Genomic DNA, 14,992 nt, shown 5'->3' with positions numbered 1-14,992 from the left:
TCAGGGTACGTAGCGCGAGCCACTGCCGCCTTCAGCCGACACTCAGCGATCGCCGTCGCGTTACCCGAGGTGAGCCCGGAAGTGCGCGATCGTGCGTCGCAGGCCGTCTTCGGGCGCCACCGTCGGCTCGTAGCCGAGCAGTTCGCGGGCCAGGGTGAGATCGGGGCGTCGCATCTCCGGGTCATCCGAGCTGCGAGTGACGTAGGTCACCGTCGAACTGCTGCCGGAGAGTGACACGATCAACTCGGCGAGTTGCCGCATGGACAGCTCGTGCTCGGTGCCGCAGTTGATCGGGCCCGTCTCGGTCGAGTCGAGCAGCAGCAGGATGCCCCGCACCAGATCCTCGACGAAGCAGATCGACCGGGTCTGGTTGCCGCTGCCGTGCACGGTGATCGGCTCGCCGCGCAGCGCCTGCGAGATGAAGGTGGGGATGGCCCGACCGTCGTCCGGGCGCATCCGCGGGCCGTACGTGTTGAAGATCCGGACGATCGCCGCGTCGAGCCCTCGGTACCGGTGGTACGCCATGGTGGCCGCCTCGGAGAAGCGCTTCGCCTCGTCGTAGACGCTGCGCACCCCGATCGGGTTGACGTTGCCCCAGTAGGTCTCGCGCTGCGGGTGCTCCTTCGGGTCCCCGTACGCCTCGGAGGTGGAGGCCATCAGGAACCGGGCGCCGTCGGCGACCGCGCGCTCCAACAGGTGCAGGGTGCCCACCGAGCCGACCCGGAGGATCTCCACCGGCAGTTGGGCGAAGTCGGTGGGGCTGGCCGGTGAGGCCATGTGCAGGATCGCGTCGAACCGCTCGGCCAGTGCCGGGTGGTTGGTCGGCAGGCCGTCGGAGATGTCCGCATCGACGAGCGTGAAGGATGGCCGATCCAGCAGGTGGGCGATGTTTTCCTTGGAGCCGGTCACGAAGTTGTCCAGCGCCACCACCTCGCAACCGCGGGCGATCAGCACATCCACCAGGTGCGACGGGACGAAACCAGCTCCGCCGGTGACGAGAACGCGGTGACCGGAACCGAAGCGCTCAACAACCTTCATGCTGGTCAGCCTACCGATCCCCGATAACGGCGAGAGGCCCCCCGCGGACGCGTGGCGTCAGCAGGGGGCCCGGTGCCTGAATCAGTGGGCGCCAGCGCCGGTGAGGGCGCGCACCTCCAGCTCCGCGTACTTCGCCTCGTCGTGCTCCTTCGAGATGATCGTGCCGATCCACCCGCACAGGAAACCGAACGGGATGGAGAGGATGCCCGGGTTGGACAGCGGGAACCACTGCCAGTCGTGATCCGGGAACATCGAGGTCGCCGCGCCGGAGACCACTGGCGAGAAGAACACCAGCAGCACGGCCGAGAGCAGACCGCCGTAGATCGCCCACACCGCGCCGGAGGTGTTGAACCGCCGCCAGAACAGGCTGTAGAGGATCGCCGGCAGGTTGCCCGAGGCGGCGACCGCGAAGGCCAGCGCCACCAGGAACGCCACGTTGAGGTTCTGCGCGAAGATCGACAGCAGGATGGAGATCGCGCCGATCACCAGGGCGGAGATCCGGGCGACCCGCACCTCCTGGCGCTCCGACGCCTCCCCCTTCTTCATCACGTTCGCGTAGAAGTCGTGCGCGAGGCTGGACGAGGAGGCCAGGGTCAACCCGGCCACCACCGCCAGGATGGTGGCGAAGGCGACCGCCGCGATGATCGCCAACATGGCGGCACCACCGAGGTCACCGCCGAAGAAGTCCAAACCCAACGCCTCGGCCAACTGCGGTGCCGCGGTGTTGCCGGCCTTGTCCTGATCGGTGATCGCCTTGCTGCCGACCAGCGCCGCCGCACCGAAGCCGAGGGCCAGGGTGAGCAGGTAGAAGGTGCCGATGATGCCGATCGCCCAGAGCACGCTCTTGCGGGCCGCCTTGGCGGTCGGCACCGTGTAGAAGCGGATCAGGATGTGCGGCAGACCGGCGGTGCCGAGCACCAGGGCGATGCCGAGCGAGAGCAGGTCCATCTTGTTGTAGAACGTCTGCGTGGCGTTTCCGGCGACCTCCACGCCGTACCGCAGGCCCGGTTGCAGGAGGGCCTCGCCCTTTCCGGATTTGGCGGCGGCGGCGCCGAGCAGCTCCGACAGGTTGAAGTTGAACTTCGCCAGCACCAGCACGGTCATCAGCAGCGCGCCGGTCATCAGCAGGAACGCCTTGACGATCTGCACGTACGTGGTGCCCTTCATGCCACCCACGGTCACGTAGACGATCATCAGGGCGCCGACCATGATGATGGTCGCCACCTTGGCGGTCGCCGCGTCCATGCCGAGGAAGGTCGTGCCCGGCCTGATGCCGAGCAGCAGCGCGACGAGCGCACCGGCACCCACCATCTGCGCCAACAGGTAGAAGATCGACACCGTGATGGTGGAGACCGCCGCCGCCGTACGCACCGGACGCTGCCGCATCCGGAAGGCCAGCACGTCGGCCATCGTGTACCGGCCCGAGTTACGCAGCAGCTCCGCGACCAGCAGCAGGGCCACCAGCCAGGCGACCAGGAAGCCGATCGAGTAGAGGAAGCCGTCGTAGCCGTACAGCGCGATGATGCCGGCGATGCCGAGGAACGACGCGGCCGACATGTAGTCGCCGCCGATCGCCATGCCGTTCTGGAAGCCGGAGAAGGACCGGCCGCCGGCGTAGAAGTCGGTAGCCGTCTTGGTCTGCCGGCTGGCCCAGATGGTGATGGCCAGGGTCACCGCCACGAAGATCAGGAAGAGCGTGATGGTCAGGTTGCGGGCGGTGTGGTTGCCCGCCTCGGCCGCGAGGACCGTCTCAGCCGCGAGGACCGTGCTCATGGGTCACCTCCCCGATCTCTTCGCGGATCCGGTCGGCGATGGGGTCGATCTTCCGGTCGGCGTATCGGGCGTAGAGCCAGGCGATCAGGAACGTCGAGACGAACTGGAGCAGGCCGAAGACCAGTGCGACGTTGATGTTGCTGCCGAACAGCTTCGTGCCCATGAAGTCCCGGGCGTACGCGGAGAGAATGACGTAGAGCGCATACCACAGGAAGAACGCGACGGTCATCGGGAAGACGAAGCCGCGCAGCGCACGCCGCAGCCCGGCGAATTCGTCCGACCGTTGTACGGCCAGGTACTTGTCCGACTGGGAAGCGGCCGGAGCGGGTGTGTCCGTGGACATCTGTGGATCACCACCTTCACAGGCGTCAGAGGAGTTTCGCGCACGGTAGAGAGCGCACTCCCCGACAGGGAAGGCTGAGATCGACGGCGGTAGACGAGTGCGCCGAGCGGTTGGTTGCCTGCGCCAAGTGACTCAGGTCACCCCGGTGACCGGTCGGTCCGGTCGAGCCGCCCGTTCAGGCCGGCAACTCGTGGTACCGACCGCGAAAGTGCAGCAGGGGAGACGCCTCCTCGGTCAGCTCGACCGTCTCGATGATGGCCTCCACCAGCAGGCCCCAGCCGCACTCGCGGGCGCTGTCCAGTCGGCATCCGACCCAGCCGCCGGCATCCCCCGGCACCGGCCCGTGCGGCGTGTCGACCCACTCGCCGGTGGCGAAGAGCCCGCCCGGGGCGGGAAAGAGGCCGGCGAACCGGTCCGCGAGTTGCCGGTGCGGCGGGCCGAGCAGCGTGACCGCGAACCGGCCCGCCTCCTCCACTGCCGCCCACAGGTCGGACTCCGGATCGATCAGCCCGAGCATCCGGTCCGGCTCCCCCTCGGCGACAAGCGTGGACGACACCGTCAACCCGGCGGGGCCCGGCGCCGTCCAGAGTGTCACCGGCGTGGCGAGTCGACCGCGCAGCCGGCGTGCCGGCGACCGCTGCCCCCTCGGCACCGCGAACGGGTCGGTGTGATGGATCTCGGCACCCGGCTCATGATTCACGTGAAACATTGTGCCGCCCCGACCTCGCCAGAGCGGGCGCATCGGCAGGTGCCGCCGGCTCACCTCGGCGCTCCGCCCCGGCGCGGCGGTGCGGCCCACCGGGTGCGGTGCGATTCGCTGGCCGGGGGCCGATGCACGAACAACCGTGATGACTCAGAGGCATATTTATGACCCGGAGGCATATCGCTCGTGGCGATGCGACAGTCCCGGGCGGCACCCATCACCGATGGTCGCCGTTCGCCCGGCGCGGCTTCGTCGCCGACACCGCCCAGGCCCTCGGCCGGTGCGTCGGCTAACGGCGTGGTGTGACCGTGGCCAGCAGCTCCGGCTGACGCCGGTCCAGCACGTCGCCGGCCAGGTACGCGCCCAGCAGCGCCGCGCCCACCCCGTACGCCGCGCCCACCGGCAGGGCCAGCCAGAGCCAGGCGTCGCCGAGCAGTGCCGCCGCCACCGCCATCGGCACCGCCGTGACCACCGAGGCGAGCATGGCCACCAGGGTGAGTAGCCCCTTCGCCACGCCGGCACCGCTGTTCATCGCGAACGGGTTGCTCGTCTCCGGCAGCGAGTACGCCCCGAGCACCGAGATCAGGCTGTTCACCGCCAGCCCGGCACCGTAGGAGGCGACCAGGCCGCCGATGGTGAGCGCGATCCACTCTGGTCGACCGAGCACTATCGACAGCACCACCGCGACGAACCCCAGCAGCGGCAGCACGTACAGCGAGAAGGCCACCATGCGGGCGCGCAGCTCCACCCGGCCGGGCACGCCCGCCACCACGTTCGCCGCGTACGCGCTGCCGTCGAAGCCGAACTGATTGGCCAGGGTGACCGCGGCGAGCACTCCCACGAGGAGCATGGAGATGGTGACCACGACCGGCGAGCTGTCGGCGACACCCGCGGTCAACCCCGCCTCGCCCTCGATCGCGAAGTCCCCGCCCGTCACGTTGATGAACACGGGTACGAAGATGCCGACCACCGCGATCGTGATCAGGTTGGCCCGGCGGCGGGCGTCCCGCCACCAGTAGCGGGCCTCCCTGGCGACCAGCGCGCCGAACCGGTCCCGCTGGGCCCAGCCGGCGAACCTGGGGAACAGTTGCTCGACCGCACCGCCGGTGGTGGCGCGTCGGGCCGGTGCCTTGCCGGCGCTCGCCGCACCCACCATCGCCGACTCCAGCGACCGGGACCACCAGAGCAGCAGGGCACCGATCGCCACCACCGTGATCAGCAACTTGACCGGTGCGGCCCAGACCCGGCCCTGGGCCACGTCGATGCCCATCGTCCACGGTGCGCCCAACGGCGTCCAGCCGATCACGGTCGCCACGCCGGCCAGTCGGCCCCAGTCCGCCTCCCGTAGGGCGGCGAGGCCGACGACCTGCAACGGGCCGAGCATCGCGGCGGTCACCGCCAGCAGCACGGCCGCCAGGTCGCGGACCCTACGCGACCGCAACATGGTGGCGAACGCGCTGGTCACCGCCCGGCTGGCGGCCACGCAGAGCAGCAGCCCGGCGAGCACGCCGACGAGGGCGACCAACCCCGCCGACCAGCCGCCCAGGGACAGCGCGGTGAGCACCAGCCCGAACGACGCGATGAGCACCGCCAGCACCGGCACGCTGATCAGGGCCGCGACGAACAGGCCGGTCACCAACGTCCGGCGGGGCAGTGGCAGCAGCGCGAACCGGGCTGGATCCAGGGTTTCGTCCACCCCGAAGAAGACAAGCGGTAGGAGAAGCCAACCGAGCACCAGCAGCCCGCCGCCCGCCGCCGCGACGAGCACCGCGTACGTGCCGTCGTCGGCCAGGCCGGGCGCGGCGAAGAGGAAGAAGCCGCTGACGGCGAACCAGAGCCCGACCACCGCACCACCGATGAACAGGGCGATCCGCCAACCCTGGCCCCGGAAGCTGTTGCCCATCACCCGCAGCTTGAGCCGCGCGAAGTGTCGAGCGGAGACCGCACGCACCGGCACGGCGGGTGCGGTGTCCGCGATCACCGGGAGAGCCACGACAGCTCCTCGCCGGTCGCGGTGCGCCCGCCCACCACCTCGACGAAGACGTCCTCCAACGAGCGGCCGCCGCGCACGTCGCTGATCGTGCCGACCCGCTTGATGGTGCCGCCGGCCAGGATGGCCACGTGCGAGCAGAGCCGCTCGACGACCTCCATCACGTGACTGGAGAAGATCACCGTGCCGCCACCTGCCGCGTAACGGGTGAGGATGTCCCGGATCAGCGCGGCGGAGACCGGGTCGACCGCCTCGAACGGCTCGTCCAGCACCAACACCCGAGGGCCGTGCAGCAGCGCGCAGGCGAGGCCGATCTTCTTCTTCATGCCCGCCGAGTAGTCCACCACAAGCGTCCGGCCGGCATCGCCGAGCGCCAACACGTCAAGCAACTCCGCGGCCCGCTGGTCGACCACCGCCGGGTCCATCCCCCGCAACAACCCGTTGTACGCCAGCAGCTCGGCCCCGGTCAGCCGGTCGAACAGGCGGACACCGTCGGGCATCACGCCGAGCAGCCGCTTGGCGGTCACCGGATCCTGCCAGACGTCGTGCCCGAGCACCCACGCCGAGCCGGCGTCCGGCCGCAACAGCCCGACCGCCATCGACAGGGTGGTGGTCTTGCCGGCGCCGTTCGGGCCGAGCAGGCCGTAGAACGAGCCGGCGGGGACGTCCAGGTCGACGCCGGCCACCGCGATCGTGCCGTCGAAGCGTTTGGCCAGGCCACGTAGTGCGAGCGCGGGGTGCTCAACAGTCATGTGCCGACGTTATCCGTCGATCGCCACTTCCGCCCTCCGGCGCCAGACGGACGCGCGATCATCCGGTAGTCGCATCCGCCGTCGCGACGAGCTACAGGCGGACGGTCTCGGGGGTGTGCAGGCGCAGCATCGTGGCCGCGACGTCGGCCGGGGCCCGACGTCGGGTCGCCATCGACACCACGACCATCACGGTGAACGCCAGCGGCACTGTCCAGGCGGCCGGCTGGGTGGTGAGCGTGGCCGGCCAGCCGGACAACGGCGGCCCGAGCACGGTGACCAGCACCGCCCCGATCGCCGCGCCACCGCCGACCACCACACCGGCGGCGGCGCCCACGTCGGTCAACCCACGCCACCAGATGCCGAGCACCAGCAGCGGGCAGAAACTCGACGCCGCGACCGCGAAGGCCAGCCCGACCACCTGCGACACGTCAAGTCCGGAGACGTGCAGCGCCAGCAGCGTCGGCACCGCTCCGGCGAGCACCGTGGCCAGTCGGAAGCCGCGTACCGAGCCCTGGCCGAGCACATCCGTCGAGATCACTCCGGCGACGCTTGTCAGCAGCCCGGACGAGGTGGAGAGGAACGCCGCGAACGCGCCCGCCGAGACCAGCGCGGCGAGCAGCCGCCCCACTGCCCCGTCGCCGAGTGCCGCACCGGGCAGCAACACCACCACCGCGTCGGTCTGCCCGCTGACCAGCAGTTGCGGCGTGTAGATCCGGCCGAGCACCCCGTAGAGGGTGGGTAGCAGATAGAAGACGCCGACGAGGGCCAGCACGACCAGGGTGGTCCGGCGTGCCGCCGCGCCGTCGGGGTTGGTGTAGAAGCGGACCAGCACGTGCGGCAGCCCCATGGTGCCGAGGAACGTGGCCAGGATCAGCGAGTACGTGGCGAACAGCCCCCGGTCGTCGTTGCCCGCGGCGCTGGGCAGCAGCCAGTCGCTGGCGCCGGTGGCCACCCCGGACACGTCCGGCACCGGGTCACCGGCGGCGAAGGTCAGCTCGTCGCCGGGGCGTACCTCCCGAATGTCACCATCGGGCAGGGTGAGGGTCGCGCGGTGCTCGACCACGACGGTGGTCGCGGTCCGGAACGTCGGCCCGTCGGGCGGCGTCACCGCCGGGCGGCCGTCAGCCTGCCACTGCAACGCCAGGAAGATCACCGGTACGGCGAGCGCGGTCAGCTTGAGCCAGTACTGGAACGCCTGCACGAAGGTGATGGCCCGCATCCCGCCCAGCGCCACGTTGGCGGTGACCACGGCGGCCACCAGCAGGGCACCGACCGGGTACGGGGCGCCGGCGACGGTGGCCAGGGTGAGCCCGGCGCCCTGGAGTTGTGGCACCAGGTACAGCCAACCGATGAAGATCACGAACGCGGTGGCCAGGATGCGCAGCCGACGGGACCCCAGCCGCAGCTCGCAGAAGTCGGGCAGGGTGAACGCACCCGAGCGGCGCAGCGGCGCGGCCACGAACAGCAGCAGTGCCAGGTAGCCGGCGGCGAAACCGACCGGATACCAGAGCACGTCCACGCCGTACTTGAGGACCAGACCGGCGATGCCGAGGAAGCTCGCCGCCGACAGGTACTCCCCGCCGATGGCTGCGGCGTTCCAGGTCGGGCTGATCGCCCGGGACGCCACCAGGAAGTCGGACGTGGTCCGAGCCAACCGCAGCCCGTAGAAGCCGATCCCGACGGTGACCAGAGTGACCGCGACGATGGCCGGGACCACGAAGTCGTTGCCCACCTCAGTGCTCCGGCCGCTGCACCAGATCGGTGAAGTCCTGCTCGTTGCGCTCGGCCAACCGCACGTACGCCCAGCCCACCCCGATCAGGAACGGGAACGAGGCCACCCCGAGCAGCAACCACGGCAGGTTGACACCGACGACTGTGGTCCGGCCGAGCGAGGGTGCGATGGCGAACAGCCACGGCAGCCCACCCAACCCGATGACCACCACCAGGGAGAGCCGCAGCGCCAGCGCGAGCTGGGCCCGGACCAGGCCGCGGACCAGCGCCTCGCCGACCTGGGTCTGCTGGGCCAGCTCGGCGCGGGTCCGCTCGGCGCGGGTGTCCTGCCGGCTGATCTCGGCCAGCACGATCCGGGCCCGCCGGGGCGGCGGTACCGCACCGCCCGACCCCACGTCAGGGAGTTGCTTGGCCACCCCGGCAGTCTTGCCCGCCGCGCGCGATTGTCAAGCGGTGGCCCTCACCAGCGTCGCGTACCGGGGCAGTCGGTCACATCGGTGACTGTCGGGATCGTGGCGAGGTCCTGTCGTGCCCTCGCCCGGCCGAGGTTCGTCCCCCACAGGCCATCGCGGGGCAGCTCGGCGGCGATCTCCCCCAGTGCGCAGACGCGCATCGGCTCGGGCAGCCGAGCCAGGGCCGGTACGGCGTCCGCCGACAACCCGGACAGGTAGCTGACGTCCAACCGGCCGGTCTCCAGGTACCTGTCGACGTTGCGGTCGGCGATCAGCCGGTCCGGGTTGACCAGCGCCAACCCGAGCAGCGCCAGCACCGCCGTGCCGACCACCAGCCGGGGCAGCCAGGCGGCCCGCAGCCGCACCACCGCCACCCCGACCAGGACGAAGAGCAGCCCGAGCCAGAGTTCGACTGTCGTCACGAAGAGCCGGAGCCGGGTCGCGCCGTACGCGTCGGCGTAGACCTGCATCCGGTAGAGCGCGGAGGCGACGACCACCAGGCTCAGCGCGGCGAGCGTGCCGAGCAGTACGCGAACCAGCAGCCGGTCCGCTCGGGTGGCCGTTGGTGTCCGGCGGGCGGCGATCGCGATCACCAGCAGGGTGAGCGCGGTGACGGCGAGCAACTGCCAGAAGCCGCCCCGGGCGTACTGGGCGTAGGTGAGCCCGGCCGTCCGCAGCACGTGCCCCGCGCCGCCGAAGAACACCGTGAGCTGGACCAGCACGAACGCGGCGAACAGGGTGTCGAGCAACACCAGCGGCAGGGTCCACTCCAACCGGTGGGCCGGTCGGGACGGCCCCGGCCGCAGGCCCTCCAGGTCGGGCGGACGACTGACCAGGTACGCGGCACCGAGCAGACCACCACCGATCAGCCCCAGACGCACCAGCCAGCCAACGACACTGGCTGCCGAGATGTCCGGCAGGAGACCCGTGACCAGATCGGCGAAGACCGCGTCGGCGGAGGAGAAGAGCAGACCGAACAGCAGCAACAGACCGGCGGAGATCGCCAAGCTGGTCAGGATGCGGCCGAACCCGATCCCCGCCCCGGCCGGGCGGGTGTCGCGCAGTCCGCGTACCGCCCAGGGGAGCGCCCGTACCGTCGCGGCCGGCGGCAGCGTCGCGGCGACCAGCATCCCCAGCGGGCTTCGCCCGCCGGTCACCGCGAGCGTCCCGGTCACCGCCGCCGCGACCAGGCACAGCGCGAAGAGCCAACCGGCCGCGCGGACCGTGCCGACGGCGACCAACGCGATCGTCGCGGCGGCCCAGACGACCTGTGCCGCCCGCCCCGGTGCCCCCGTGGCACCGGGACGGTCAGCCGCCCCCGCAGTAGACGGTGCGGTCGCGGTCACGGCCGACGTGCTGCTCGCTGGCGGCACGGTCGGCGCTGCCGGCGGACCCGGCGTGGTCGGCGCACCCGGCGCACCCGGCGCTGCTGGCGCACCTGACGCGGTGGTGATCGGTGGCGGCCCCGTGATGGCGGAGGCGGGCCCACCTGGCCCACCTGGCGCTGCTGGTGCACTTGGCGCTGCCGGCGTGCCGGGCTGCGCAGTTGGCGGTGCCGCCGTGGTGGCGGTCTTAGGTGCGGCGGTGGCGGTCCCGGGTGCGGTGGCGCCGGGTGCGGTGGTCCCGGGTGCGGTGGTCCCGGGTGCGGTGGTCCCGGGTGCGGCGGCGCCGGTTGCGGCGGTGCCGGATGCGGCGGTGGCGGGCGGGGTCGCCGACCCGCCCGGTGCGGCGCTGGGCATGGTCGGCGCGGTGACGCCCGCTGGCGGGGACGGCGTCCGGGAACGGGCGACGCTGGCGCTGACCAGGGCGACGGTGCCGGCCAGTGTGGCCACCAGCCAGCCCAGGCCGGGACGAACCATCGTGAGCGTGGCGGCGCCGACGACCGCCGCGATCGCCACCGCCGCCAGGACCAGCGGACGGGCGGCGCCGGACGGCCCCGGCCAGCGACGCTCGAACAGTGACGGTGGCCGTGGCCGGGCCGGCGCGATCGGCCACGGCTGGGGCTGACCGACGGCCGGGCCCGGTCTGACCGGCGGATAGACCTGCGGTGCGGTCGGTCCGCTGGCCGGAAGCGGGGTGGAGCCAGGGCTGGTCATGCGACCTCTTTCCGGTGTGACCCGTCGCTGGGGATGGTGACCTGGATGCGGCAGCCGGGCCGATCGACCCGGTGCGGTGGTGTGACGGGGTCGAGGACGGCGATCCGACCGCCGTGCAACTCGACGACCCAGCGGGCGATGGCCAGGCCGAGCCCGGTCCCGCCGCCGGCGGATCGATCGCCTCGGGTGAACCGTTCGAAGACCCGGGACCGCTCGCTCGGCGAAATGCCCTGGCCCTCGTCGCTGACCTCGAAGCGGAGCTGGTCGGCATGTTCCTCGGCGCTCAGTCGCACCGTGCCGCCAGGTGGGCTGTGCCGTGCCGCGTTGTCGAGCAGGTTCGCGAAGACCTGGTGCAGCCGCCACGGGTCGGCGTAGACGGTCAGCGGGGCCGGCAGTTCGCGGAGCTGGAAACGCACATCCAGTGCGGCGCCGACCGCGCTGGCGGTGGCATGCTCCACGGCCTCGTCGAGGAAGTCGTTCACGTCGATCTGCACCCGGCGCAGTGGCACCACCCCGGCATCGAGGCGGGACAGGTCGAGCAGGTCGGCGACGAGGTGCCCGAGCCGCTCGGTCTGGGACAGCGCCGAGCGCAGCGCGGCCGGTTCGGGGTCGGCCACCCCGTCCACCATGTTCTCCAGCACGCCCTGCAGTGCGGTGATCGGCGTACGCAACTCGTGTGAGACGTTGGCGATCAGCTCACGTCGACGCTGGTCGGCGGCGTGCAGATCCTCGGCCATCTTGTTGAACGCCTGAGCCAGCTCGCCGACCTCGTCGCGGGACGTGGCGCGTACCCGTCGGGTGTAGTCGCCCCGGGCCATCGCGCCGGCGGCCGCCGTCATCTCACGCAGCGGCGAGGTCATCCCGTGGGCAAGCACCTGCGAGGTGACAAGCGCGATGCCGATGCTGGTGATCGCCGTGCCCGGCGGGAGCCAGCCGACGCCGTACCAGAAGTAGCCGATGGCCACGGCCCAGGAGGCGACAAGCAGGACGCCGAGCTTCATCTTGATCGAGCGGACCGGGTCCAGTGGACGGGGTAACACCCGGTCCAGCCAGCCCAACAGCCGACCGGTCACGCGGGCACCTCCAGGGCGTAACCGACGCCGTGAACGGTCCGGATCAGGTCGGCGCCGAGCTTGCGCCGCAACGCCTTGATGTGGCTGTCCACCGTGCGGGTGCCACTCCCGTCGACCCATCCCCACACATCGGCGAGCAGCCGTTCCCGGGGAAGCACCGTGCGGGGTCGACCGGCGAGGTGGACCAGCAGGTCGAACTCCGTCGGCGTGAGGTGCACGTCCGCGCCGGCCCGGCGAACCCGCCGCTCGGCCTCGTTGATCTCGATGTCGCCGAGGTGGATCGCGGGCGGTGCCGGGGTGGCGGCCCGCTCCACCCGCCGCAGCAGGACGTGCACCCGGGCGGCCAGCTCCCGCATCGAGAAGGGCTTGGTGAGGTAGTCGTCCGCGCCGACCGCGAGCCCCACCAGCAGGTCGGTCTCGTCGTCGCGGGCGGTGAGCATCAGCACCGGCACCGGCCGGTCGGCCTGGATCCGGCGGCACACCTCCAGGCCGTCGAAGCCGGGCAGCATCACGTCGAGTACGACGAGATCCGGCTGGCCGGTGCGGAACTGCGCGACGGCGCTGGGCCCGTCCGCCGCGACCTGCACCGTGAAGCCCTCGGCGCGCAGTCGGGCGGCGATGGACTCGGCGATGGTCCGTTCGTCCTCGACGACCAGTATCCGGCGTTCCTTCATGGGTCCCGACTGTAGGGAGCCGCCGTGGAGATCAGTGGGTCACGTTGTGAATAACCTGTGGAGAACCGTTCACGCCTGTGGATAACTCGGTGACCATGCCGGCTGGCGTGGGTGAACTCCCGAGGCTCGTTGTGGAGGGAGCCGTTCCCCCTCGCCCTGCCGCTGGCCGACATCTTCTGACCGGACGTAAAACGGGGCCGGTGGCAGCGCCACCGGCCCCGCTGCTTGAACCCGTCAGCTGGTTGGCACGACCAGGTCCACGGTCACGCTGCCGCTGGCCGGGATGGTGAACCGGGCCAGCTTGCGGGTGCCGTCCGGTTGGGTCACCAGGTAGCGGCCGTCGAACTGCTTGTCACCAAGCGAGACGTTGTAGGTGAAGAAGATCCGCTGCGGCCCCTTGACGCGGATGCTGTACCGCCCGTCGGTCAGCCAGGTGCTGCCCGCGATGTCACCGGTGTCGACGTTGCGAGCGATGACGAACCCGCTGGTGAACGGGGTGCCGTCGGGCGTGCGGAAGGTGCCGGTCAGCTCGGCGCCCTGGTCGAGCTGGACGTTGTGGGTGGCGGCCGCACCGGCGGTCACCGGCACCGGGGTGGCGGTGAACCGGCTGGGCTTGTCGCCGGACCACTGGCTCGCGTACGGGTTGGCGCCGACCACCACCGGCCAGGCGTACGGGCCGAGCCGCTCAAGGGTGTAGACGCCGTGCTCGTCGGTGACGGCGTCCTGCGCACCGACCCCGGGGTGGGCGGTCAGCACCGACACGCTGGCGTTCGGCACCGGCTTGCCGGCCGGGTCGGTGACCGTGCCGGTGACCGTGCCGGCCCGGTCCAGCCTGATCTGCGGACCGGTGGCGACCTGGCCGACGGTCGCGGTGACGACCGCTGCCTGCCGCTCGTCGCCAGTGCCGCCGTTGACGCCCACCCACTGGCGGCCGTAGTTGCTGTCCCGCGGCACCGCGAAGAGCTTGTAGTTGCCGGCGGCGAACGGCCCCACCGTGATCTTGCCGGTCTGGTCGCTGCAGTAGCCGTAGCCGTCCGAGAGCTTCGCCTGCTTCGGCAGGAACGTGTCCAGGCAGATGTCCGGCACGGGCCGGCCGCTCTGCCGATCGAGGACGGTGGTGCTGATGAGCGCGCCGGGACGCATCTTCACGGTCAGCTTGGTGTCGCCGTCCGCCTTCACCCGTACCCCGGTCACCTCGCGGTTGAAGTGCAGCCGGTCCGGCACGTCCAGGTAGATGGTGTGGCTGCCCTGCGGCAGGCCGGTGACGGTCACCGTGCCGGTGCCGTTGCTGCAGACCGACTGGGCGCAGAAGTCGGCGATGGGCGCTCCGCTGACCGAGTCGACCGCCCGCACGGTGACCGAGCCGGTGCCGAGCAGGCTGTCCGTGATCCTCGTCTGCTGCCCGCCGCGTACCTCGACGCGGTCGGCTTCCTCGGAGATCAACTTGCCGCGGTAGTACTGCTGGCGATCACCGGCGTACAGGCCGACGATGTACGAGGCCGGCAGTAGTTGCACGGTGAACTCGCCGTTCGCGTCGGTCTCCGTGTACGCCCCGACGCCGCCGCCGCGGGTGTTGATGCTCACCTGGGCATCGGCGAGCGGGGCACCGGCGGCGGTGGTGAACCGGCCGCTGAGGGTGCCCGCCTGCAGCGCTGTCTCGTTGACCACCGTCGCCTCGTCCGCCTTCACCTGGAAGACCGTGGCGCTCTCCTGATCGAGCTTCCCGGGCACGTACTGCACCTGGTCGATGCCCTCGATCGGCTGGAGGCTCAGCACGTAGCGGCCCGGCCGGGTGGCGAAGGTGTACCGACCCTGCTCGTCGGTCAGGCCCCCGGTCACGGCGCCCGTGTCGACCTCGCGGGCGTTGACGGGCAGGTTCGGCATCGGGTCGCCCGCGGTGTTGACGATCCGACCGGTGAAGGTGCCGACGGCGAAGAGCTGGTCGTCGGCCCGGGCGGTGCCACCGGCGGTGACGGTCACCGGGTCGGCGGTCCAGATCGTCGCCTGCTGGCGGTAATACTGCCCCGGCTGTTCGAGCGGGAAGTAGCCCACCAGGTACGGGCCGGCGGGCAGCCCGGCGACTGTGAAGTTGCCGTCGGCGTCGGTGTTGGTGTCGTCGACGTAGTTGTAACTCTCCGGGTCGTAGACGAGCACCTGGACCTCGGCGGCGGCGGCCCCGGTGCTGGTGGTCAGTCGTCCGCTGACCGCACCGGTGGCCGCGGCCTGGGCCGGGGTGGCGCCGGACAGCACGAGTGCCGCCACGAGGGCACCGGCCAGCAGGGCGCGGCGAGCTGTGGTTAGCTGCATCGATGTCCCAATGTGAGGGTGGTGGGGCGACCTGAGCAGGCTTCGCCCACACCGACCCTG

Annotated in this window: 12 protein-coding genes and 1 pseudogene; 1 reads left to right on the top strand and 12 read right to left on the bottom strand. The window is 71.2% G+C overall.

All coding sequences use genetic code 11. The features are described 5' to 3' along the window. Window positions 1-60: 60 nt before the first annotated feature. The 9 genes and pseudogenes from AB0B14_RS32910 to AB0B14_RS32870 form a co-directional block, all read right to left on the bottom strand. Window positions 61-1,038 (bottom strand): NAD-dependent epimerase/dehydratase family protein, encoded by a 978-nt coding sequence (locus AB0B14_RS32910; protein ID WP_357525956.1) that lies wholly within the window; start codon window positions 1,036-1,038, stop codon window positions 61-63. A gap of 81 nt (window positions 1,039-1,119) precedes the next feature. Beyond that, window positions 1,120-2,811 carry a cation acetate symporter gene (locus AB0B14_RS32905; protein WP_357525954.1) on the bottom strand — a complete coding sequence of 564 codons (1,692 nt, stop codon included), beginning with the start codon at window positions 2,809-2,811 and terminating at the stop codon, window positions 1,120-1,122. After that, window positions 2,789-3,154, bottom strand: a complete 366-nt coding sequence (locus AB0B14_RS32900) for a DUF485 domain-containing protein (RefSeq protein WP_357065898.1) — start codon at window positions 3,152-3,154, stop codon at window positions 2,789-2,791. Before AB0B14_RS32900 ends, AB0B14_RS32905 begins: the two co-directional genes overlap by 23 nt. Before the next feature lie 175 nt (window positions 3,155-3,329). Beyond that, window positions 3,330-3,863 (bottom strand): annotated as a pseudogene (locus AB0B14_RS32895) (flavin reductase family protein); the annotation flags it as partial. Window positions 3,864-4,146: 283 nt separating this feature from the next. Beyond that, on the bottom strand, window positions 4,147-5,850 hold the full coding sequence (locus AB0B14_RS32890) for an ABC transporter permease (protein ID WP_357525952.1): 1,704 nt from the start codon (window positions 5,848-5,850) through the stop codon (window positions 4,147-4,149). Further along, window positions 5,835-6,599 carry an ABC transporter ATP-binding protein gene (locus AB0B14_RS32885; RefSeq protein ID WP_357065893.1) on the bottom strand — a complete coding sequence of 255 codons (765 nt, stop codon included), beginning with the start codon at window positions 6,597-6,599 and terminating at the stop codon, window positions 5,835-5,837. Before AB0B14_RS32885 ends, AB0B14_RS32890 begins: the two co-directional genes overlap by 16 nt. 91 nt (window positions 6,600-6,690) lie before the next feature. After that, entirely contained in the window at window positions 6,691-8,331 is a 1,641-nt protein-coding gene (locus AB0B14_RS32880; RefSeq protein WP_357065890.1) for a cation acetate symporter, read from the bottom strand. A 1-nt stretch (window position 8,332) separates the two neighbouring features. Continuing rightward, the gene (locus AB0B14_RS32875) at window positions 8,333-8,746 is read right to left on the bottom strand and encodes a hypothetical protein (RefSeq protein WP_357065888.1); all 414 of its coding nucleotides are present in this window, start codon (window positions 8,744-8,746) and stop codon (window positions 8,333-8,335) included. A gap of 44 nt (window positions 8,747-8,790) precedes the next feature. Then, entirely contained in the window at window positions 8,791-10,128 is a 1,338-nt protein-coding gene (locus AB0B14_RS32870) for a DUF4173 domain-containing protein (RefSeq protein WP_357525950.1), read from the bottom strand. Between the two features lie 214 nt (window positions 10,129-10,342). On the opposite strand from AB0B14_RS32870, the gene AB0B14_RS32865 reads away from it, so the two are divergent. Then, window positions 10,343-10,789: a hypothetical protein gene (locus AB0B14_RS32865; protein WP_357525948.1), complete on the top strand. Its 447-nt coding sequence runs from the start codon at window positions 10,343-10,345 to the stop codon at window positions 10,787-10,789. Window positions 10,790-10,874: 85 nt separating this feature from the next. Here AB0B14_RS32865 and AB0B14_RS32860 read toward each other — a convergent pair whose 3' ends face one another. The 3 genes from AB0B14_RS32860 to AB0B14_RS32850 all read right to left on the bottom strand — a co-directional run bounded on the left by AB0B14_RS32860 (window position 10,875) and on the right by AB0B14_RS32850 (window position 14,932). After that, a complete protein-coding gene (locus tag AB0B14_RS32860) occupies window positions 10,875-11,879 on the bottom strand; it encodes a HAMP domain-containing sensor histidine kinase (RefSeq protein WP_357066533.1) in 1,005 nt (334 codons plus the stop codon). Between the two features lie 68 nt (window positions 11,880-11,947). Next, window positions 11,948-12,625 (bottom strand): response regulator transcription factor, encoded by a 678-nt coding sequence (locus tag AB0B14_RS32855; RefSeq protein WP_357065882.1) that lies wholly within the window; start codon window positions 12,623-12,625, stop codon window positions 11,948-11,950. A gap of 234 nt (window positions 12,626-12,859) precedes the next feature. Then, the gene (locus AB0B14_RS32850) at window positions 12,860-14,932 is read right to left on the bottom strand and encodes a carboxypeptidase-like regulatory domain-containing protein (protein ID WP_357525946.1); all 2,073 of its coding nucleotides are present in this window, start codon (window positions 14,930-14,932) and stop codon (window positions 12,860-12,862) included. Window positions 14,933-14,992: the final 60 nt, after the last annotated feature.

It is taken from the genome of Micromonospora sp. NPDC049171, from assembly GCF_040648275.1.
GTDB lineage: Bacteria > Actinomycetota > Actinomycetes > Mycobacteriales > Micromonosporaceae > Micromonospora.
Note: the sequence above shows the minus strand (reverse complement) of the source record. Positions and strands in the feature narration are given on the sequence as shown.